The following is a 21,677-nucleotide window of genomic DNA, read 5'->3' as shown; positions in this document are numbered from 1 at the left end:
ACTATGCCAGCGTATAAAAATAATAAGAGTGTGAAGTGTCATCAACTTTTATGACATTTGTCATGCGATAAAAAAATTCATCTTAAGAATTTTTAAGCAATGTTAATATGTTCAAAAAGTACAACAAGGAAACTAAATGCAATCTCAGCAGCAAAGTTTAATTTATTTGCACATAGCGGTATTACTTTTTGGCGGAACCGCTCTATTTGCCAAGCTTATTGGTTTAAATGCTTTAGATATTACCGTTTACAGAACTGCAATTGCAGGAATGGCTATTTTAGCCATGCTGTATTTTCAAAGAAAACAAATTAAACTCAACAAACCTAAAGACTACCTTATTGCGTTATTTTTAGGTGTTGCGGTGGGTATTCACTGGGTTACCTATTTTGCTGGTATGCAAATGGCCGGTATAACTATTGGAATGCTGGCATTTTTTAGCTATCCCGTAATGACGGTGTTTTTAGAACCCTTATTTAATAAAAGCAGGCCAAAAGCAAAAGATATAATAAGTGCGGCGGTGGTTGTTTTAGGTATTTACCTGTTAGTACCAAGTGCAAATTTAGGCGACGATGTGACCTTAGGTGTAATAACAGGTGTTATATCGGCATTGTTTTTTTCAATCAGAAACATTACCCATAAGCGCTACTTTAGCCAATATGGTGGCCCGCAAACTATGTTTTATCAAACCTTAGTGGCAAGCATTATGCTGTGCGCATTTATAGAAGTGCCGGTATATGAGGTTAGTCATCACGACCTAATTTTAATTGCCATAGCGGGTGTTATTTTTACGGCTACACCTCATTCATTATTTGCAGCAAGTTTAAAGCATTTATCAGCGGCAACTGCGGGGTTAATTTCTTGCTTGCAACCACTTTATGGCACCATACTGGCTATAGTAATTATTCATGAACGTCCTACTGTTATGACGTTAGTTGGTGGAGCACTTATTGTTAGTGCCGCTTGTTTTGAAACGTGGTCAATCACTAAAAAGGCTCGACAATGAAAGTATTTGCACACCGTGGTGCCAGTGGGGATTTTCCTGAAAACACCAAAAGCGCTATTTTAGAAGCATTAAAAGTAGGTGTTGATGGTATTGAAGTAGATATTCAAAGTTCCTTAGATGATTACATGGTAATACACGACTCATGGCTCGATAGAACCACCAGCGGTAAAGGTAGGGTGAGTAACTTTACGGCACATGAACTATCTAAACTTGATGCTGGAAATGGTGAAAAAATTCCCACTCTTCAACAGTTGTTTGATTGGAATAACAATAAATCTTTATTAAATATTGAGCTTAAACATACATTTGAACTAGAAAGGTTTGTGGCTCAACTAGAACAAAACATTGAGGCTAACAAAATATCGAAAGCCAATATTTTAGTATCATCGTTTGATCATCATCAACTACAGTGGCTTAAAAGCAAGCTACCATGGCTTAAAATAGGCGCCCTTACTTCTTCTATTCCAATTAACTATGCAAAGTTTGCAAGTGATTTAAACGCTTATAGCGTACATGCAGATAAAACCTTTATAAATAAGGCTTTTGCCGATGATGCAAAAAAAAGAGGCTTAAAGATTTATGCTTATACGGTCGATAGAGAACAAGATATAGCGCGAATGCTTGAGTATGGCATAGACGGAATTTTTACAAATTACCCAGCGCGAACCAAAGCTTACTTGTTATCGTTACAAAAAAGCTAACTTACACCTCCCTAACTAAAATAAGAATCGTAGGGCTTAAGCATAATGAGTAGTTTTATGAAAATTTATAACTATATAGAGCAAACATTCTTTTTTACGTTAACACGTAAAATAGTCGGTAATTTAAGTTTTGTATTATTGTTCCAAGCAATTACGTTATTTTGGCTGCATCAGAGCTTAAGCGAACAACAGCAAAGTACAGGGCTATTTTGGCTTCTTACGCTTGTTATTATATCTGGTTTTATTTTTACTCTTTTTTATATGCGTTTTTTAATTGTTCGCCCTGTTACTGCTATGCGCGATACTTTGATAAAAATAAACCAACAAGATGCAAATTTAGCAGCAAAACTTCCCCACTTTTCGTATGACGAATTTAAAGATTTAAGTTCACAATATAATATATTTACTGCCCATTTAAGTGAGTTACTCAGCACAACATATAACAGTGCTCAAGCTAGTGCACACAGTAATATACAAGTCACTGAATCGATGAAAAATACTGAGCAATCAAGTGAGCAACAAATACAGTTAAGCCACAGTATTATTAATGCCAGTATGCAAATAACCCAAAGCTTACAAAACATAGTAAATAATACAGATAGCGTGCATAACGTTAATAATGAACACCTTAACTTTGTAAAACTATCTGCATCAGAGCTCGCTGCCTTAGTAAAGCAGGTTAAACTTATTACTAATATGCTAGGTAGCTTTTCAAATACAATTGCGGGACTTAAAGAGAACAGTGAAAACATTCGTAGTATTTTAAAAATGGTTGAAGAGTTTTCTGATCAAACTAATTTGTTAGCCCTTAACGCCGCAATAGAAGCAGCTAGAGCGGGTGAAGCTGGCAGAGGGTTTGCCGTAGTTGCAGACGAAGTACGCACACTTTCAATAAAGGTAAGTGGCGCAACTAGGCAAATAAGCGACTTTATTACTCAAATGAATGAGCTAGTAAATGAAACAAATAAAGAGTCAGAGCAATTAATGACTCACTCCAATAATGCACAAAGCTCAATTAGTGCAACCTGTGAGGGTTTTACAAAAATGCTTAGTGAGTTTGAGCACAACCAACAGCAACTACAACAAATAGCCAGTGCTGTACATATGCTTGAGGGCACTCAAACTAATACTCACCAATCGGTAGAGCAAATAGTAGCTTTAGGTGAGCAAGCTAAACAGCAAATAGATACGGCATTAGCCGATAGCGAGCAATCTCAACAGTTAAGCTTACAGACCCAACAACAGTTAAAGCGCTTCGTGCGCTAAGAAGCGTTTTCGGGCTCAGAGAAATATGGTAAATTACGCAGCTATTAATTTAAGTGTGTGAAGTGTGTGAGCAACCCTACCCCAGACTATGAAAAATTAGCCCTACAAATAAAAACCTGGGGGCAAGAGCTTGGTTTTAGCGAAGTAGGTATTACTGATATTGACCTATCTAAGCACGAAGCCCAATTGCAACGCTGGCTTGATGCTGGCTACCACGGCTCGATGGATTATATGGCTGCTCACGGTATGAAACGCGCTCGCCCTGCTGAATTAGTACCTGGTACACAGCGTGTTATATCCGTAAAAATGAATTATCTCCCTCCCGATGCTGGCTTTGCAAAAACCTTAAAAAATAAAGAAAAAGCATACATAAGTCGTTATGCACTGGGTCGTGATTACCATAAATTAATGCGTAATCGTTTAAAAAAACTTGGCCAAAAAATAGAGCAAGAAATTGGCGAATATGGCTTTAGGCCCTTTGTAGATTCAGCCCCGGTACTTGAGCGTCAACTTGCCGAAAAAGCCGGTTTAGGGTGGCGTGGTAAGCATTCGTTATTAATTAATCAAGAAGCAGGATCGTGGTTTTTTTTAGGCGAGCTATTTATTGATTTACCCCTACCAATAGATGCAGAGAATACGTTTGAAGGCTGCGGTAAATGTGTTGCTTGTATTACTCTTTGCCCAACAGGTGCAATTGTAGAGCCTTACGTCGTTGATGCACGTAAATGCATATCGTACTTAACGATAGAACACCAAGGCCCCATACCCGAACAATACCGAACTTTATTAGGCAACCGTATATATGGTTGTGATGATTGCCAGTTGGTATGCCCTTGGAATCGTTATGGACAAATAACGGATGAAAATGACTTTCATCCTCGTACTCAATTAAAAAATAAAGATTTACTTGAGCTATTTGCTTGGGATGAGCCTACATTTTTAAAAAATACCGAAGGCAGCCCTATTCGCCGCATAGGTCACGAACGTTGGTTACGTAATATAGCGGTCGGTTTAGGTAATGCAGAGTTTAGCCCGGCTATTATTCATGCCTTACAAGATAAAAGCCAAATATGCAGCGAGCTTGTTTTAGAACATATTGAATGGGCGCTTGCTCAACAAAACGATAAACAACGATTACAAATTCGTAAAACGGCTAGGTTAATCAGAATCGTAGAAAAAGGCTTACCCAGAGATGCATAATGCAGTTGGAGTAAGCCTTAAAGTAACATTATTTGATTAAGTATATTTAGCTCTTTAAAAGCAATGACAGGTCTTGTTCAATTTCAGCAAAAGCTGCTTTTACCTTTTTAACAGACTCCTCTCTGGCCACTGAGTTTTGGATAGTTTCATCTACTTTTTTATAAATAAACACCTCCTGATCTTCATCTAATCCCATTGATGGGATACGTTCTTCGAGCTCTTCTTGTAACTGTTTAAACACTTTTTCGTTGTTTTGACGGTTGTCATTCAATAAGCTAATTAAGCCATGAAACTTACTGTGAACTGTACTTGCTACGGCATTAAGTTTTGCTTGTTGTGATTCAAGCATTTTCTTAGTCATGATGGCGCGTAGCTGCTGCTCGGTAACACTGACAATAAAACATACGTGGTCGCGTATACGCCCATGCTTATCAGGGTCATGATCGGGCATATTTAAAATAAGTAAGCTAATCAATTCATAATTAACTAAAATTCGATGCGAAAATTCATGTAAACGCCCTTTGTTTTTAAGCATTTCAAATAGCTCCACCACAATAGGTGAACACACGCCACTTAATGCAAAGTGACTAATTTCATCGTTCTCTCTAAACTCAATATTACTTTGCAAATCAAAAGATTGTAGGCAATCTATAAGCGCTTTACCTAGCTCTTGAGGGTCATTAATAAAGCCTATGTTTTCAACGTAGTTAACTATCTGCCCCATTTCACTGCTGTTAGCCATGGCATTAAATGCAGTTGATGTAGCATCTTCAACTTGCTTTTCAAGGCTTTGTTTTTCAACAAGTACTTGGTTTAAATTTTTAAGCTTTGACTTAAGTTCATCATGGCCAAAGGGTTTTACAATATAGTCTTCTGCACCAACTGAGTAGCCTTCCATGCGTTCTTCAACTGTGCCACGAGCAGACACAAACATAACAATAATGTGTGCTGTATTTGGGTTTGCTTTAAGTGCCTTACATACTTCATAGCCGTTCATTTGCGGCATACTTACGTCGAGCAATATAACCTGAGGCATATAGCCTTCAACCATGTTTAAACACTCAGGACCACTCGTTGCTACTTGTAATTCAAAATCAAGCTCCTCTAAAATTTCCTCAATAATTTCAAGGTTAAAGGGTTCGTCATCAACGGCAAGTATTTTAGTTAAGGCCATAATTTATCATCCATTCAAATTCTCAAAAAAGTTACTTGGCTTGCCAAAAAACAATTAATTACTGTGTTGTATTAATTGATCTTCAGCCAAATGATCATCTAGATTTATTTCTAATGGCACCTGTATAGATATAGTTGCACCACCATTTTCGTTGTTACGTGCAGTGATCTCACCTTGATGTAAAGACACAAACTCTCTACACAATGCAAGGCCCAATCCGGTACCACCGGCACCGCTATTTGTTTTGCTGCTTTGTACAAACTTAGTAAAAATATGTTCCAGCTCATCTTCTGGTATACCGACCCCATTATCGGTAACCTCTATAGTAGCAAGCTTATTATCTGACTCTAAATTTACCCGTATTTTACTTTTGGGTTCGCTAAATTTAAGTGCATTACCTAATACGTTTCGAAGTAACTGATTTATTTGCTCTTCATCACATTGCGCAATTACAGGTAATGGCTGCGCGGTAAATACAACCTCAATTTCTTTTTCCATTGCCGTACCAGATACATCATCAATACTTGTTTTTATAATGTTCGCTAAATTATATGGACGAGGATTAAATGGAAACTTACCCACATCTAGCTTAGATAGGTCGAGTAAATTATTTAGTAACGACAGTAAACGCTCACCACTACTCTCTATTCGCGATAGGTATTTAATGAGTTTCTCTTTTGCAAAATCTCCAGTTTCTAGTTTGCTTAAACCAAAACGTGAAAAGCTTAAAATAGAGTGCATAGGTGTTCGAAGTTCATGCGACATGTTTGCTAAAAATTCTGATTTACTTAAGTTTGCAGCCTCAGCGACGTTTTTAGCGTGCTCGAGTTGTGAAGTACGCGCTCTTACTTGCTCTTCAAGGATATCTTTTGCTTCAAGTAGTAAATCTTCTTTTTGCTTGAGGTGAGTTACATTTTTAAATATTACGGCAAGTGCTATTTCGCCATGGTGATCTATCTCATTAAAAGATCCCACTAACGGTATATAGCCCCCTGCAGTTTTAGATAAACGTAAGTCGCAGCTAAATTGGCGATTACTATTTAATGTCGAAATTTTATTTTTAATACCTAACGTTGAATCATCATCTAAAAAGCTAAATACTGATTTACCTTCTAGTTCGTTAAACGGTAAGTTAAATAGTTTTAAACAAGCATCATTAGCTTCTATCACTCTACCGCATTTCTCAAACAACATAATTGCATCGGGCGTATGCTTATAAATAACCTGAAGTAGGCTGTCTTTTTCAATCAGGGCATCAACTGTATCTTGTAGCCTTTCGACGAGTTCTGCGTTATGGCGTTTTAATAGCTCTGTTTGCCACAGTTTATGTATTGATTGTAATAATGAGCTGTCGTTCAATGGCTTAATAAGTACGTCTTCTACACCTTGACGAATAGCTTCAATCATTGAAACTTGATCGGGACGTGAGGTAAATAATAAGCAACGGCAATGTGGTTGCATTATTTTTAAGTTTGAAAAAATTTCTAAACCGGTTCCGTCATCTAAAACAAAATCACTTATCAGTATATCGATTTGCTTTTCTTTCGTAATTTCTAAAGCTTCTGCAGAGGTGGTTGCTGTATGGGTCTCGATATGAGCACCTATCAAGCTGTTTTTCATTTTTTCGAGGCGCTCAGGAACATGATCGACGAGTAAAATAGCGGGTAATTGCAAAATATGATTAGAGCCTAATTCTAGTAAGCTCTCTAAAAGAGAAGTAATTTCTTTATTAGAAAAAAACGGGTAGATCACGGTTGCGTCAGGCGCAACATGATTTAGCTCACTAAACGCAGTTAGTTGCTCACCACTTTCTGCTTTTGGAGCAAGCAGCATAAAACGCTCTTGCGCTACTTGGCTAACAAGCGGTTTTATAGAATCAACAGGCACACCATGGGCAACAACAACTAAGTCGTAGTCGCCTATATTGGTATACATGTCTAGCATGCTGAAATGAATTAATTCGACTTCACATCCTATTAATTCTAAAAGCACTTTCACACGCATTGCGATGACACTGCTACTATCAACAATTAATATTTTTCGAATCATCAAGCTACACTTCAAATTAATAAACTTAATATGTTAATAGCGTAGACTATTTTTATTTAATTGGCATAAACCCTTCGTCTTATTTTGTAAAAAAATATTACAACATTATGAAAAATAATTTATTCCAGATGTTTTCCAAAAATAGTAAGGCTATACGCCTTATCATCCATTACGGCAACGCTTGGCAACTCACCCCATATTGCAAAATCAAAATGCTTAAACAATTTAACACTCGGTAAGTTATGACTAAAAATAAAGCCGAGTAATACTTTAATATTTAATTGCTTAGCTTGTGTTTGAGCAAATATCATTAGCTTTTTACCAAGCCCTTTACCTTGCGCTTTACTGGTAATGTAAATGCTCATTTCTACTGTGCCGTCGTAAGCTGGGCGCCCATAAAACGATTTATAACTTACCCAAGCAAGTACTTGGTTATTTTCGCAGTAAACGTAAATAGGCCTTTTATCGTTGTGGCTATTAAACCAGTCACGCTTTTCGTCAACGCTCACTTCTTGCGTATCTGCAGTTACCATTCGCCCTGCAATAGTTTCGTTGTAAATGGCTACAATTTCATTAAGATCATTAATAGTTGCTAAACGGATTGTCATAGGTCATTAGAGGGTTGATCAATTTGTTCCATATTAGCGTATGATTATCCAATCAAACAATCGTAAAGTTTAGGTAATGTAATGCTTAAAATAATTATAATAGGTTTAACGGCTTTACTTATTAATGCTCCCCTTCAAGCTCAAACACCATCAATCATAAATAAAATCTCTACACAGGACTGCCAAGATTTTACCAATGTAGATATACGAAAGCTTCGCTCAAAAGAATCTATTAACTTGTGCCAATTTAAAAATAAACCTTTGTTAATAGTAAACACGGCAAGTAATTGTGGTTTTACATATCAATTTAAAGGCCTTGAAGCGCTATATCAACAATACAAAGAGCAAGGTTTAGTCGTATTAGGGTTCCCCTCTGATGACTTTTTTCAAGAAGAAGACAATGAAACAGAAACAGCGAAAGTATGCTTTGTAAATTATGGTGTAACTTTTCCCATGTTTGCCACCAGCAAAGTTCGTGGTAGCGAAGCAAATCCAATTTTTAAATATTTGAATGAGCAAACTAGCTCTCCAAATTGGAACTTTTATAAATACTTAGTGTCTGCTGATCGTAAAACAGTTTTACGGTTTAACAGCAAAGTGGCACCTAATTCAGAGCAAATGATTACTGCAATTGAAACTGCGTTTTCTGATAAATAAGTTTATACTGGTACAATTAGTTGAAACTAACTAGAATGACATTTCAATTCGGTTAAAAAAACACCACACTATACTCGGGAGATTTTATGACAGTAGCAAGCGCACGACATATACTTGTAGACAGTGAAGCACAATGCTTAGACTTAAAAACAAAAATTGAGCAAGGCGAAGACTTTGCTGAACTAGCAAAAGCACATTCTAATTGTCCTTCAGGTCAGGATGGCGGTGCTCTTGGTGAGTTTGGCCCTGGTATGATGGTTCCAGAGTTTGATAAAGTTGTGTTTTCTGCGCCAATTAATCAAGTACAAGGCCCTGTGCAAACTCAATTTGGTTATCATTTACTTGAAGTTACTAGCCGTTCAGAATAAATTTAACTGTACTGTAAGTAACATTTGATAAAAGCCGCTTATGCGGCTTTTTTATGGAGTAATTATGCAATTAATTGGTTCTGTACCTTCACCTTACGTGCGCCGCATTAGAATTTGGGCACAACAAAACAGCTGCAAACTAGAGCTTGTAAGTCTCGATATATTTTCTGAGCAAGATCGCCCTACTATGGCTAGTAAAAATCCAGCTCGAAAAATCCCAATACTGGTAGATGGCGACTTAACTCTTAGTGACTCTAATTCTATATTGCGTTATTTACTTGAAAAAACAGGTCAGCCAAAACTAACGTGGCCTCAAGAGCACTTACTTACGACTATAAATGCTTGTAACGATTCGTTAGTAGAAATGGTGTTATGTAAACGTTCTGGATTTGACACCAAAAGCGATAAATTATTTTTTAATCTGCAAAACGAACGTATTGAACAAACATTAAGCTTTTTAAATACCCATTTAAGCGATGAAGAATTTAAAAGCTGTGAATACCTCAACATCAGTTTATACTGCCTGCTTGATTGGATTTGCTTTCGCGAATTAGCTGACTTTAGTCAGCATTCAGCGCTTGTTGCTTTTCATAAGCAATATGACGAGCGCCAAGCAGCAATAGACACCAATCCTCGTCACTAATTTAAAAGGGTAAACACATGAGCGATATCGAAATTGAATCACAACTAGTTAACTTCGTAGAAAAAGTACGTGTTAGCGAAGTAATTTGGGCACTTGGTGCAGAAGATAATGGCTTTGTAGTGTGCGATTCTAACCAATTTGACGAAACTGACGTACTACTGCTTTGGGAAAGTGAAGCAGCAGCTAAAGCACAGTGTAAAGAAGAGTGGAAAGATTACAGCCCAGTAGAAATCAACCTTGATGAATTTTTAGATGCATGGGTTGAAGACTTAAATGAAGATAACGCACTTGTTGGTATCAATTGGAATGACGACCAAGTATGTGCAGAAATTGAACCTACAGGTTTAGCTCGCGCATTGAGTGAATAATACTTTATACGCTTTACTCTAAAAGCGGATAAAACCCGACTAGCATCTACTGCTAGTTGGGTATAAAATAAAACACATCATTATTTTCAAGGTATTACGTTGAAAACCCATCTTGGTCGCCGGCCCTTTTCAGCCATGGAACTGCACACTCTTTATAATGGATATATATACGGTGATTTTAAAGTTGCACGAGAGCAACCAAAACACTGGCATTTTTGGCTCCCTTTAATTGCATATTATAGTGGTGCTTATAGCGATGAGATTGGTTATTTAACGCTTGACGATCTGTCCCTTGAAAAAAACGTCTTATGCTTTAATTTTCATACCCACGGTAAAATAAAACCTCGCTTAGTTCCTGTACATCAAGCACTTATAAATGCTGGATTTAATGAATATATAACGTTCATCAAATCGCAAAACCAACACCGATTAATGTTCGACTTACCCGCTAAAACTGGCAGGTACAGTGAAAAAGTCCGCATTTGGTTTTCAGGCGAAGGTGAGCGAGCCGGTTATCTGCAAAAATGTGATATACCAAACGTAGATCAACTCGGTATGAAAACAGCAATAAGCAGTCTTCGTCTTAACTTTGAGCAACAAGTGCGTATATACGCCCTACAAGCTAACTCTAAAGACGCTTTTAATTACTTGATGGGTTTTAACGAGTATCCACACGATGTGTTTAGCGATACCCACTTATTAAATACCGTTGTCCAACAAATACGTATTATTAACTCACACCTGCATTGGCAGCGTTTTATAACACGCGAAAGCCACTGACAAACTTTGTTACTATTTCCCCTTAAAGTCACCGTTATAATCAATTACTCTATTTAAAAAAACTGTTAGGATATCTAACCCCCTAATTATATGAGCATAAAAAAGCCTATTTAGGGTAGTTTCTAACAACAACAATCTAGGGATCACTATGTTTCTTAAAAGCCTCTTAACAGTGAGCGTTGCTTTGGCAATGGGTGCTGCAAACGCTAACGAATTCGTTATTGAAAAACTCGCAAAACCAAGTTCACAACAGGTGTCGTTAACACTCGACCCGAGCCAAGATACATTCACAGGGATGACTGAGATTTCCCTAGAAGTACTAAAACCAACAAAATACATTGAGTTAAATGGCGTAGCTTACGCTGTTAAAATGGCGCAACTGCTTGGTGATGAAAACTGTGATTTAAACAATGAAATGCTTAAAACAGGTAAAGTAAAATTTAGCTGTGATGAGCAAATTCAACCAGGTAAATACACACTTAAAGTTGATTTTTCAGCGCCATATAACCGTCAAAGTGTTGGTTTATACAAAACATTAGACCAAGGCACTCCTTACTTATTTACTCAATTTGAAATGAGTGATGCACGCCGTGCATTTCCTGTTTTTGACGAGCCAAGTTACAAAATTCCATTTCAGTTAACGATTACTGCGCCTACATCACAAAAAGTATATTCAAATACGCCAGAGCTTAAAGCAATCGTTAATGGCGATATGACCACACACTACTTTGATAAAACACCGCCAATCCCTTCATACCTAGTAGCGATGGCTGTTGGCCCGTTTGAAGAATTAGAAATTAAAGGCATGCCAATTCCTGGTCGTGTAATTACCCCACAAGGTAAAATCCACTTAGCCCAATACGCTAAAGAAAACATGCCAAAAGTACTGGGCGCACTTGAAGCGTATTTTGGTATTCCTTACGTTTACAAAAAATTAGACTCAGTAGCTGTACCAGAATTTCCATTTGGCGCAATGGAAAACTCAGGCTTAGTGACCTACAGAGAAGATATTTTATTGGTTGATTTAGCTGCCGCAACACGCAGTAAAAAACAACGTAATGTATCAATTATTGCTCACGAACTTGCTCACCAATGGTACGGTAACTTAGTAACCATGAAATGGTGGAACGACTTATGGTTAAACGAAGCGTTTGCTAGCTGGATGGCTGCAAAAATTACTAAGCAGCTTAACCCTGAGTTTGAATCGCACTTAGACCTGCCGCAAAATAACGTAATGGCACTTGATGCACGCCTAAGCACCAAGCCTATTCGTAAGCCAATTAAAACCGAAGCCGACATTATGGACGGTTTAGGTCTAGCTTACAGTAAAGGCAGCTCAGTACTTGCTATGGTTGAAAACTGGATTGGCGAAGATGCATTCCAAAAAGGTATTCAAAGCTACTTAAAAGAGTTTTCATATAAAAATGCTGAAGCGGCCGACTTATGGGAAGCACTTGGTAAAGCATCAAATAAAGACGTAGCGAGTGTTTTAAAATCGTTTATTGAACAGTCTTCTTTCCCACTAGTTAAAGTAACTCAACAAGGTAGCAAAGTAACTATTTCACAAAGCCGCTTTGTAAATGCAGGCGTTGATGCGCCAGAGCAGTTATGGAATGTACCGGTTGCAATTAAATATGGTGCTGGCGATAAAGTAAAAACAGCAAATGTATTACTTAATAAACAAAGCCAAACGCTAGACTTAGACTTTGAGCCAGAATGGATTTATCCAGATCAGGGTGCACTAGGCTACTACCGCTGGGTAATGGATGACGCACAATTTAGCGCACTTGTTAAAAAGGCGCCAAGCGTACTGAGTGACCGTGAACGCTTAGCGTTGTTATCGGCTACTGATGCACTACTTGACGCTGGTGTTATATCTGCTGCTAAGTTAATGCAAACACTTGAAGTGTTCGTAAGCGATAGCCACCCTCGCGTAGCAAATACCGCGCTAGGTTACTTAGTATCGCAACAACGTACTTTTAAAGACGATAGCAATAAAGACCTATGGCCTGAATTTATTCGTAATGCAGTAACGCCTGCAGCTAAAAAATATGGTTTAGAAGCTAAAGCGGGAGAAGACGGAGCTATTGCACAACTTCGTGCGGCCGTTGTATCACGCTTAGGTTTTGATGGTGAAGATCAAAACGTAATCAGTAAAGCGAAAGAACAAACACAAGTTTATTTAAATGATCCACAAAAAGTAGACCCTTACTTAGCCGGTACGTACTTAACTCTTGCTGCTTTTCATGGTGACAAAGCGCTGCTTGATCAATTCATGACAACGTTTAAAACAACGAAAGATCCACAAGTACGCACTAACATGCTTGCTGCAATGGGCTTTTTTGGCAAACCTGAATTACAAAAAGCGGTATTAGCTTATAGCTTAACGGATGAAGTAACTGCATCTGACATGCGTACTATTTTGTCAGGTCAAAGTTATACAGATGAGCGCCAAGCGTTATTTATTGACTGGGTTTACAGTAACTACGATAAAGTAACAGCAAGCTTACCGCCTTTCTTTATTCCTAACTTACCGTACTTTACAACGGCGAGTTGTAATGCAGAAAGCTTAGCTAAAACAAAGACCTTTTTTAACGAAAAAGTAGCCGATGTAGCCGGTTACGCTCGTACATTAAGTAAGCTTGAAGAAAGCACAAACGATTGTATTGCGCTTAAAACACGTGAACTTGAATCGGTTAATAGCTTCTTAAAAAGTAAGTAACCCTTAGGTTTATTAAGCTATAAAAACACAAAAGCCGCTGAATATAAATTCAGCGGCTTTTTACGTTTATGTTTTACTAGTTACCAATAATCATCGTTAGCTTGGCTATAAAGTCTTTGGCTGCTTGCTCAGAATTTATTTTAAACGCCACACCGTAGTGAATAGGCTGAGCACTTTTAAAAATACGTGTAGGAAAGCGTGTCATCTCGCTGCTATGAAAGTAGCCTTGCGCACGAGTTACGCCATCAATATCACTAAAGTCATCGCTAAACACCTCAAATGCTGGGCGAATTACTATTTTACCCTTGCCGCTTTCGCTGTGGGTATAAAATGCTTCTTTAGAGTTTACTAACATGTACTCTGCAATATTTTTAATCTTAAAATTACTTCTACACTGTAATTTAATGAGCTGTTCTGTCAGCTCGTCTGCACTATAAGCCACGTGTAATCCCTATTAGTTAATTTGCGTATTAGATTAACGCATACACACAATAAAATCTGAATTTATTTGTCTGCTTTACTGCGTTATATCACATACAAAAGCGAGTTTTTCATTGTTGTAACTCATTCTTGTTATATTTGTTTCGCAGTAGGTGCTTAAATTAAGCCATTGCGATACTTCATCACTTCCATCAAGTTTACGCTGATAAACGCGGTTTTTAATAGCATAAGCGATAGTTTCATCATCTTTCAAAATAAAATCTTGAACTTGAGCAGGTAACCTTAGTAGGTCTTCAACTTGTTTATCCTGTGGATTAAAACTCGCTAAAATATGTTGCTCGTTTTTAGTGTAACTAAATAAAAATGCAGCTGTAGAGTTGTTATAAATAAGCGTTCGGCCAATATTACTGGCAGCTATTTTCCCCTTCGCTTGTGCAACAGAAGTATATTGAAGAGTGTGAGGCTTTCCTAAAATAAACATTACTAAATCATTTTGAACACCCCATGCATGGTACCCAACAGGTTCAATCCAATCAAAAATACGCCTTGGCGCATCTTCGCTTTTGAGTGGGTATTGCCACAGTTTTTGCTTACCATCTGCCTCTACAACAATCGCTGATACTGCATCACCACTTGGCATAACCGTTGGTGAATATTCGCTTACGGGAGAGTTACTGATATTAATAACTTTTTTTGATGTTAAATCGTAATAAGCAATATCGGTTTGGTTTTGCTCATCTGCAATCACCTCATGAGTAAAGTATAAACCTGTACTTGTTAAGTGCGGTTGGTTGTTATAACTGTTTTTATCACTCACTATATTAACTTGTACCCCATAAGGCGTATTTAAATCAGCAAGTAATACTTGGCTTTTTGGCATGCTAGCCTGCGCCATAATTGGGCTAAGCGCTGCTATAGAAAATATCCCAAGTAATGGTTTGATAAGTTTCATGCTTTCTCTCGTTTTAATTTTAAGCACCTCATGATAACGTTATTTGCTGATGACGTCACTTGAGCTAAGTCAGTCAACTCTTAAGATACCCAAACGGCTTAAAATAATGTTAAGTTTAGTCTGGTTATAAAACCTGGTCCTAAAAAAGAGAATTAACATGTCAGCTAAAAATCCTATTATTGCGATTACGGGTTCGTCTGGTGCGGGTACAACCACCACAACCAATGCAATTAAACATATTTTCCGTAGCCTTAATATTGAAGCGGCTTTTATCGAAGGAGATAGCTTTCATCGTTACACTCGCCCTGAAATGGATAAAAAAGTACGTGAAGCACAACAAGAAAATAAACACATTAGTTACTTTGGCCGAGAAGCAAATGACTTTGGTGCTTTAGAAGCGTTGTTTGAAAACTATAGTGAAACAGGCCAAGGTAAGTTACGCCGATACTTACACACCTTTGATGAAGCCGTCCCATATAATCAATTACCGGGTACATTTACTCCTTGGCAAGACCTTGATAGTAATACTGATATATTGTTTTATGAAGGGTTACACGGCGGCGTAGTTGATCAAGATGTAGACGTTGCAAAGCATGTCGATTTATTAATAGGCATGGTTCCAATTATTAACCTTGAGTGGATTCAAAAATTAATACGCGACACATCCGAACGAGGCCATTCTCGCGAAGCGGTTATGGGCTCTATTGTGCGCAGTATGGATGACTATATAAATCATATTACCCCGCAGTTTTCTCGTACCCATATTAATTTTCAGCGCGTGCCTACTGTTGATACATCAAACCCATTTAGCGCCAAAGATATTCCATCTCTTGATGAAAGCTTTGTAGTTATTCGCTTTAGGGGTATTGATGATGTTGATTTTCCTTATTATTTACGGATGATCGAAGGCAGTTTTATGTCTCGTATAAATACACTTGTAGTACCGGGGGGTAAAATGGGCTTGGCTATGGAGCTTGTGCTTACCCCATTAATTAAAGATATTATTTTGAAAAAGCGTGCACTGGAAAACCTAGCACCACTCGATTTACCTATTTGATTACCGACTCTTTTTTGTTAAAGCTAACTCACGTACACTGCTGATTTTGCTCAAGGTGAGATCAGCATGTCACAACAATTAAAAATTATTGTCGGTTCTAAAAATCCTGTAAAAATAAATGCCGCTAAACATATTTTTACTATGTATTTTCCAGAATGTATCATTGACTGTGAAGGTGTGAATGCTCCCTCAGGCGTGCCCGATCAGCCTATTGGCGAAGACGAAACACGTATTGGCGCGCAAAACCGTGTTAATTATTGCAAAAAGCACCACCAAGCTCACTATTACGTTGCAATGGAAGGCGGTGCAGAGCAATTTAGCTATGGTGCAGCAACCTTTGCTTACGTTGTTATTGATAATGCCTTAAATCAAGTTGTAGGGCGTAGCAGCAACCTTCCTCTACCCCAAGTACTTTATAATGCATTACTTAAAGGTGAAGAACTTGGCGATGTAATGGACAAAGCATTTAATACCACCAACGTTAAACAAAAAGGTGGCGCTATTGGTCTACTTACCAACAATCATGCCACGCGCGAAAGTACCTATACACAAGCACTCACTTTAGCTATGGCGCCTTTTTTACACCCTGAGCTATACGGCCAAACAAATTAATTTAGGAAGTTTAATGAAGTACAACTATGTATTGTTTGATGCAGACGAAACCTTATTTAGGTTTGATATTTTAGCGGGCATGACTCGCATGTTTAAAGCTTACAACGTAGATTTTAGCCAAGACGATTATATTCATTATCAAAAAACCAATAAGCAGCTGTGGGTTGATTATCAAAATGGCACTATTAGCGCAGATTACTTACAAGTAACACGCTTTAATGAGTGGGCTTCAAAACTTAATGTGCCAGCAAAAGAGCTAAACGATGCTTTTTTAGATTCTATGGCGCAAATTTGCGAGCCATTACCTGGTGCTATTGAGCTTTTAAATAAACTTAAGCCAAATGCTAGATTAGGTATTATTACTAACGGATTTGCCCGCTTGCAAACCGTACGCCTTGAGCATACTGGCTTAAAAGATATGTTTGAATGGTTAGTTATATCTGAACTTGTAGGTATAGCAAAACCAAATAAAGCTATTTTTGAGCACACATTTGAGCTAATGGGTAACCCAGATAAAAGCGAGATACTTATGGTGGGTGATACTGCTGCAAGTGACATACTTGGCGGCAACAATGCAGGTATTGATACTTGCTGGTTACAGCACCCTGGTGAGCAATTAGCCGACGGAATAAAGCCAACCTATACCGTAGCTAGTTTAAATCAGTTACAAGCTCTTTTGGAGTTATAATAAAGTATAGAGCTATTAAATTTCACGCAAAAAAATGACGCTAATTAGCGTCATTTTTTATAACTGTTTTTCGAGCTGCTCTTTTACTGCTTTTAAGCTGGAGCTAACTCAAGACCGGGTGCAGGCATCGTCACAGGCGTTTCAAATGTTGCCCACTCCCATGCTGACTCTGTAGCCATAATTTTACGAAGTAATTTATTATTTAAATCATGACCCGATTTAAATGCAGTTACTTTACCTAAAAGGTTATGGCCTGTCATAAACATGTCACCAACACAGTCTAATATCTTGTGCTTAACAAACTCGTCGCTATAACGTAAACCGTTAGGATTTAAAACTTTGAACTCATCAAGTACCACAGCACTATCCATGCTACCACCTAGCGCTAGGTTGTTTGCATGCATGTATTCAATATCTTTCATAAATCCAAAAGTACGCGCACGGCTAATTTCTTCAATAAAGCTTTGCGTTGTTATATCCAACCCAATACGTTGGCGACTTTCATTGATAGCTGGGTGGTTAAATGCAATCTCAAAGTCGATATGAAAACCATCATATGGTTCAACTTCAGCCCACTTATCACCTTCTTCAATGCGTACTTTTTCTTTAATACGGATAAAGCGTTTAGCAACGTTTTGCTCTTCAATTCCGCCTTTTTGTAAGAGATATATGAATGGTAATGCACTACCATCCATAATCGGCACTTCTGAGCTATCTAATTCTACAATTAGATTATCAATTCCCATTGCAGCAACGGCTGCAATAAGATGCTCAGTAGTCGATAAGCGAACACCATCTTTGTTAATTAAACAGGTACACAACTGCGTATCACCAACGGCTTCAGGTGTTGTTTCAAAATCAACAACCGGATCAAGGTCGACACGACGAAATACAATCCCAGTATTTGCGCTCGCAGGTCGGAGAGTTATTGTGACCTTCTCACCTTTATGAAGTCCAATTCCTATGGCTTTGACTACTTCTGCAATCGTACGCTGTTTAATCATAGGTATGCTCACTTTTAAATCAGTTACAGTTATATGGCGGATTCTAACATAAATCCTTTTGCCTTTCAATATTTGTACATATTTCAAACAAAAGTATTATTAAATGTTAATCAGCCTGCTTACGTAAAAAAGCGGGGATATCAAAATAATCACCACCTTCTGATTTATCCGCTTTTTTACTGTTTTGTGCTGAAGAGCTCGATGCACTGCTTGAACTAGTTGTAGGCGCTTTTTCTTTGCTTTGCGTTTGCGCTTTAGCAGTGTTTTCTTCAGTGTTTGTATCTTGGCTTGCAAAGCTTGGTACGTACATACTGCTCGTTTGGTTTGATGTGCTTGCAACATCAGAACCTGATGCTTTTTTAAAGCCGTTATCAACAATACCAAACTGTGGACGACGATCGCCGCCTAAGCCAGTTGCAACAACCGTTACACGTAGCTCATCAGTCATTTCTGGGTCGATTACCGCACCAACAACAACCGTTGCGTTTTCTGACGCAAGTGCTTTAACGTGATTACCAACAATTTCAAATTCTTCAATCGCAATGTCCATACCTGCGGTGATATTAACTAAGATACCTTTAGCACCTGTTAAATCAACGTCTTCTAGTAGTGGGCTTGAGATAGCCGCTTCTGCTGCTTCTTGTGCACGATCAGGACCTGACGCAGACGCCGTTCCCATCATTGCAGTACCCATTGCAGACATTACAGTTCTAACATCGGCGAAATCCACGTTAATTAAACCAGAACGTGTAATTAGCTCTGCTATACCTTGTACCGCACCAAATAATACGTCATTAGCTTTAGCGAAGGCATCTAGAAGTGTAGTCCCTTTTCCTAAAACTTTAAGCAATTTATTGTTCGGAATTGTAATAAGTGAATCTACAATTTCTGACAATTCGTTAATGCCTTGTTCAGCGGCTGCTGCACGTTTTTTACCTTCAAAATCAAAAGGACGTGTTACAACTGCAACGGTTAAAATACCGAGTTCTTTAGCAATTTTAGCAACTACCGGTGCTGCGCCAGTACCTGTACCGCCGCCCATACCGGCTGCAATAAATACCATATCGGCGCCTTCAAGGCTGGCACGAATTGTATCTGCATCTTCTTCAGCCGACTTACGGCCTACTTCAGGGTTTGCGCCCGCACCCAACCCAGAGGTTATTTGCGTGCCTAGCTGAACTGTAATATCGGCAGCAGAGTTACGTAATGCTTGCGCATCCGTATTAGCGGCTATAAAACGCACGCCTTCTATTTGTTGTTTAACCATGTGCTCAACAGCGTTACCGCCACCACCGCCCACGCCGATTACTTTTATTACAGCTTCTTCGCTGTGTTGTTCCATTATATCAAACATGTTTACTCTCCGACTTGAGTCTTAAAACTCGCCTTGGAACCATTTAGTAATGCGGTTCCACCAATTATTGTTATCCTCTGCTTTCGACTTTTGTGCATTCATCGATTGCATGGTACGCCCGTATTGTAACAAACCAACAGCGGTTGCGTACGAAGGATCATCTACATAGTCTGTCAAACCAACCATCCCGATTGGCTTGCCTATTCTTACTGGCATTTGGAAGATGTCTTCTGCCACTTCCATCGCGCCAGTCATTTTAGCAGTTCCGCCTGTAATAACGAGACCTGCCGCAATTTGGTCTTCTAAGCCTGAACGACGAATTTCTTCCATCGCAAGCTCAAATAATTCTCTAAAACGAGGCTCTACCACCTCAGATAATGTATGGCGCGACATTAACCTTGCTGGTCGTCCGCCTACACTTGGTACTTCAATTGTGTCTTCGCTACTTGCCATTTGGCTACTAGCACATGCGTATTGTACTTTGAGTGACTCGGCATGTGATATAGGTGTGCGAAATATTTTTGCAATATCACCAGTAACTTGGTTACCCGCCACTGGAATAACCGCAGAGTGACGAAGTGCGCCATTAATATAAATGGTGATATCCATAGTGCCGCCACCAATATCAAGTACTGCAACACCTAGCTCTTTTTCGTCATCTGTTAGTACAGAATAACATGACGCTAATGCAGTAAAGATAAGTTGATCGACTTCAAGACCACAGCGCTCTACGCATTTCTCGATATTTTTTGCCATATCGTTTGAGCACGTAATAATGTGTGCACGCGCTTCCATACGAACACCACTCATACCAAGTGGGTTTTTAATGCCCTCTTGCATGTCGATACTGTATTCTTGCGGCAATGCATGCAGCATTTTACGCTCTGCCGAAATAGGCACAGAACGCGCAATATGAATTACATTTTCAATGTCTTCGTCAGTGACTTCAGTGTTATTAATTGCCACCACGCCACTTTCATTTTGACACTGTATATGTTTGCCAGAAATACCCAAATACACAGAGCTAATACGACAATCAGCCATTAACTCGGCTTCGTCTATTGCTCGGCGAATAGACTCAGACACTAAGTTTAAATCGTTAACGCCGCCTTTATCCATACCATGAGATACTTGGCTGCCCACACCAACAATGCTGAGCTTGTTATCTGCGGTGATTTCACCTACCGTGGCAACCACTTTCGAGGTGCCAACGTCTAACCCTATTACTAGGTTTCTTTCTGCTGACTTAGTCATGCCTTACTCTTATTTTGTAATTGTTCTTCTTGCACTGGCTTAAAGCTGACTGCAAGGCCGGTATCATACCGTAAATCTATTGTATCTACTTGTGCATCTGCACGTTGTTCCATTCGTGGATAAACGTCTATAAAACGTTGTACACGCTTGGCTTTATCTTTACGTCCTAAATTTAAACGTATTCCGTTATCTAACCATAGTTGCCACGAAAAGCGCTCCGACAATGCCAAACTTGTTAACGTTAAGCCGTTAACTTTTAGCATTTCATCAAATTGCTTAAAAGCAATCCACGCTTCTTCTTCGCTGCCTTCTGGGCCGTATAACTGCGGTAAGTCATCATCTAACTTATCGCTGCTGGCTTGAAATGCCTGACCACTTTGGTTGAGCAATAAGTCGCTATTCCAATGTGCTACTACTTCATGTTCAACAACATATACTTGTATAGTATCAGGCCATTGTTTACGCACCGAAGCGGTAGCAACCCAGGGTAAGTCTTGAACTAGCTGCTGCACATGCTTAACATCAAGTTCAAAAAAACTACTTAAATCGGCTTTTTTAATCGCTTTTATAATTGCCGTTTCATCTGTGTATTTAGGCTGCCCTTGCACTGTAAGGTGCTTAATTTGAGCATCTTTGTTTTCAACTAACCAATCCGATACACCTGTTGTAATTTGCACTAAGCCAATTACAACTATCAGAAAAAAGCTCACACCAAAAATCAGAGACCAATTAAGTTTCAGTTTGATTTCCTGAGCTTTTTCTAAAAGGGGATGCAT

22 protein-coding genes are annotated in these 21,677 nt (G+C 38.6%); 13 read left to right on the top strand and 9 right to left on the bottom strand.

The features are described from left to right. Positions 1–136 precede the first annotated feature (136 nt). The 4 genes from QL995_RS03410 (at position 137) to queG (ending at position 4,170) form a co-directional block, all read left to right on the top strand. A complete protein-coding gene (locus QL995_RS03410; RefSeq protein WP_290292774.1) occupies positions 137–1,003 on the top strand; it encodes a DMT family transporter in 867 nt (288 codons plus the stop codon). Next, positions 1,000–1,704 carry a glycerophosphodiester phosphodiesterase family protein gene (locus tag QL995_RS03405; RefSeq protein ID WP_290292771.1) on the top strand — a complete coding sequence of 235 codons (705 nt, stop codon included), beginning with the start codon at positions 1,000–1,002 and terminating at the stop codon, positions 1,702–1,704. The genes QL995_RS03410 and QL995_RS03405 overlap by 4 nt, the downstream gene beginning before the upstream one ends. A gap of 45 nt (positions 1,705–1,749) precedes the next feature. Then, positions 1,750–2,970: a methyl-accepting chemotaxis protein gene (locus QL995_RS03400; RefSeq protein WP_169044159.1), complete on the top strand. Its 1,221-nt coding sequence runs from the start codon at positions 1,750–1,752 to the stop codon at positions 2,968–2,970. A 66-nt stretch (positions 2,971–3,036) separates the two neighbouring features. Beyond that, on the top strand, positions 3,037–4,170 hold the full coding sequence (gene queG / locus QL995_RS03395) for a tRNA epoxyqueuosine(34) reductase QueG (protein WP_007579922.1): 1,134 nt from the start codon (positions 3,037–3,039) through the stop codon (positions 4,168–4,170). Positions 4,171–4,216: 46 nt separating this feature from the next. Here queG and QL995_RS03390 read toward each other — a convergent pair whose 3' ends face one another. The 3 genes from QL995_RS03390 to QL995_RS03380 form a co-directional block, all read right to left on the bottom strand. Beyond that, a complete protein-coding gene (locus QL995_RS03390) occupies positions 4,217–5,344 on the bottom strand; it encodes a response regulator (protein ID WP_010554312.1) in 1,128 nt (375 codons plus the stop codon). A 54-nt stretch (positions 5,345–5,398) separates the two neighbouring features. After that, complete coding sequence (locus QL995_RS03385; protein ID WP_010554311.1) at positions 5,399–7,393, bottom strand: ATP-binding protein; 1,995 nt, start codon at positions 7,391–7,393, stop codon at positions 5,399–5,401. Between the two features lie 119 nt (positions 7,394–7,512). Continuing rightward, the gene (locus QL995_RS03380; RefSeq protein ID WP_290292758.1) at positions 7,513–8,001 is read right to left on the bottom strand and encodes a GNAT family N-acetyltransferase; all 489 of its coding nucleotides are present in this window, start codon (positions 7,999–8,001) and stop codon (positions 7,513–7,515) included. 81 nt (positions 8,002–8,082) lie between these two features. Here QL995_RS03380 and QL995_RS03375 point away from each other — a divergent pair, with 81 nt between their 5' ends. The 6 genes from QL995_RS03375 (at position 8,083) to QL995_RS03350 (ending at position 13,539) form a co-directional block, all read left to right on the top strand. Beyond that, positions 8,083–8,658: a glutathione peroxidase gene (locus QL995_RS03375; RefSeq protein ID WP_290292757.1), complete on the top strand. Its 576-nt coding sequence runs from the start codon at positions 8,083–8,085 to the stop codon at positions 8,656–8,658. Positions 8,659–8,744: 86 nt separating this feature from the next. Further along, a complete protein-coding gene (locus tag QL995_RS03370) occupies positions 8,745–9,026 on the top strand; it encodes a peptidylprolyl isomerase (protein ID WP_002958009.1) in 282 nt (93 codons plus the stop codon). 64 nt (positions 9,027–9,090) lie between these two features. Beyond that, the gene (locus QL995_RS03365; protein ID WP_007579913.1) at positions 9,091–9,669 is read left to right on the top strand and encodes a glutathione S-transferase family protein; all 579 of its coding nucleotides are present in this window, start codon (positions 9,091–9,093) and stop codon (positions 9,667–9,669) included. A gap of 17 nt (positions 9,670–9,686) precedes the next feature. Then, positions 9,687–10,037 carry a DUF2750 domain-containing protein gene (locus tag QL995_RS03360; RefSeq protein WP_007579911.1) on the top strand — a complete coding sequence of 117 codons (351 nt, stop codon included), beginning with the start codon at positions 9,687–9,689 and terminating at the stop codon, positions 10,035–10,037. 99 nt (positions 10,038–10,136) lie between these two features. Beyond that, positions 10,137–10,817, top strand: a complete 681-nt coding sequence (locus tag QL995_RS03355; RefSeq protein WP_024590219.1) for a hypothetical protein — start codon at positions 10,137–10,139, stop codon at positions 10,815–10,817. A 148-nt stretch (positions 10,818–10,965) separates the two neighbouring features. Further along, positions 10,966–13,539 carry a M1 family metallopeptidase gene (locus tag QL995_RS03350; protein WP_290292753.1) on the top strand — a complete coding sequence of 858 codons (2,574 nt, stop codon included), beginning with the start codon at positions 10,966–10,968 and terminating at the stop codon, positions 13,537–13,539. Between the two features lie 76 nt (positions 13,540–13,615). Here QL995_RS03350 and QL995_RS03345 read toward each other — a convergent pair whose 3' ends face one another. Together QL995_RS03345 and QL995_RS03340 are read right to left on the bottom strand one after the other, a co-directional pair. Beyond that, positions 13,616–13,981, bottom strand: a complete 366-nt coding sequence (locus QL995_RS03345; RefSeq protein WP_007579906.1) for a hypothetical protein — start codon at positions 13,979–13,981, stop codon at positions 13,616–13,618. A 75-nt stretch (positions 13,982–14,056) separates the two neighbouring features. Then, positions 14,057–14,932 (bottom strand): hypothetical protein, encoded by an 876-nt coding sequence (locus QL995_RS03340; protein WP_290292749.1) that lies wholly within the window; start codon positions 14,930–14,932, stop codon positions 14,057–14,059. A 157-nt stretch (positions 14,933–15,089) separates the two neighbouring features. On the opposite strand from QL995_RS03340, the gene QL995_RS03335 reads away from it, so the two are divergent. The 3 genes from QL995_RS03335 to yjjG all read left to right on the top strand — a co-directional run bounded on the left by QL995_RS03335 (position 15,090) and on the right by yjjG (position 17,289). Beyond that, on the top strand, positions 15,090–15,989 hold the full coding sequence (locus QL995_RS03335) for a phosphoribulokinase (protein WP_007579904.1): 900 nt from the start codon (positions 15,090–15,092) through the stop codon (positions 15,987–15,989). Between the two features lie 66 nt (positions 15,990–16,055). Further along, positions 16,056–16,601: an inosine/xanthosine triphosphatase gene (gene yjjX / locus QL995_RS03330; protein WP_007579903.1), complete on the top strand. Its 546-nt coding sequence runs from the start codon at positions 16,056–16,058 to the stop codon at positions 16,599–16,601. A gap of 13 nt (positions 16,602–16,614) precedes the next feature. Beyond that, positions 16,615–17,289 carry a pyrimidine 5'-nucleotidase gene (gene yjjG, locus QL995_RS03325; RefSeq protein ID WP_010554302.1) on the top strand — a complete coding sequence of 225 codons (675 nt, stop codon included), beginning with the start codon at positions 16,615–16,617 and terminating at the stop codon, positions 17,287–17,289. Positions 17,290–17,381: 92 nt separating this feature from the next. On the opposite strand, the gene lpxC is transcribed toward yjjG, so the two are convergent. From lpxC to QL995_RS03305, 4 genes are all read right to left on the bottom strand, one after another. Beyond that, positions 17,382–18,293 carry a UDP-3-O-acyl-N-acetylglucosamine deacetylase gene (gene lpxC / locus QL995_RS03320; protein ID WP_007582940.1) on the bottom strand — a complete coding sequence of 304 codons (912 nt, stop codon included), beginning with the start codon at positions 18,291–18,293 and terminating at the stop codon, positions 17,382–17,384. Positions 18,294–18,399: 106 nt separating this feature from the next. After that, positions 18,400–19,647, bottom strand: coding sequence for a cell division protein FtsZ (ftsZ, locus tag QL995_RS03315; protein WP_007582938.1), 1,248 nt, complete (start codon positions 19,645–19,647; stop codon positions 18,400–18,402). Between the two features lie 21 nt (positions 19,648–19,668). After that, a complete protein-coding gene (gene ftsA / locus QL995_RS03310; RefSeq protein WP_007582937.1) occupies positions 19,669–20,901 on the bottom strand; it encodes a cell division protein FtsA in 1,233 nt (410 codons plus the stop codon). Beyond that, on the bottom strand, positions 20,898–21,677 hold the full coding sequence (locus QL995_RS03305) for a cell division protein FtsQ/DivIB (RefSeq protein WP_007582934.1): 780 nt from the start codon (positions 21,675–21,677) through the stop codon (positions 20,898–20,900). The genes ftsA and QL995_RS03305 overlap by 4 nt, the downstream gene beginning before the upstream one ends.

Source organism: Pseudoalteromonas sp. APC 3358 (genome assembly GCF_030408075.1).
Taxonomy (GTDB): domain Bacteria; phylum Pseudomonadota; class Gammaproteobacteria; order Enterobacterales; family Alteromonadaceae; genus Pseudoalteromonas; species Pseudoalteromonas arctica.
Note: the sequence above shows the minus strand (reverse complement) of the source record. Positions and strands in the feature narration are given on the sequence as shown.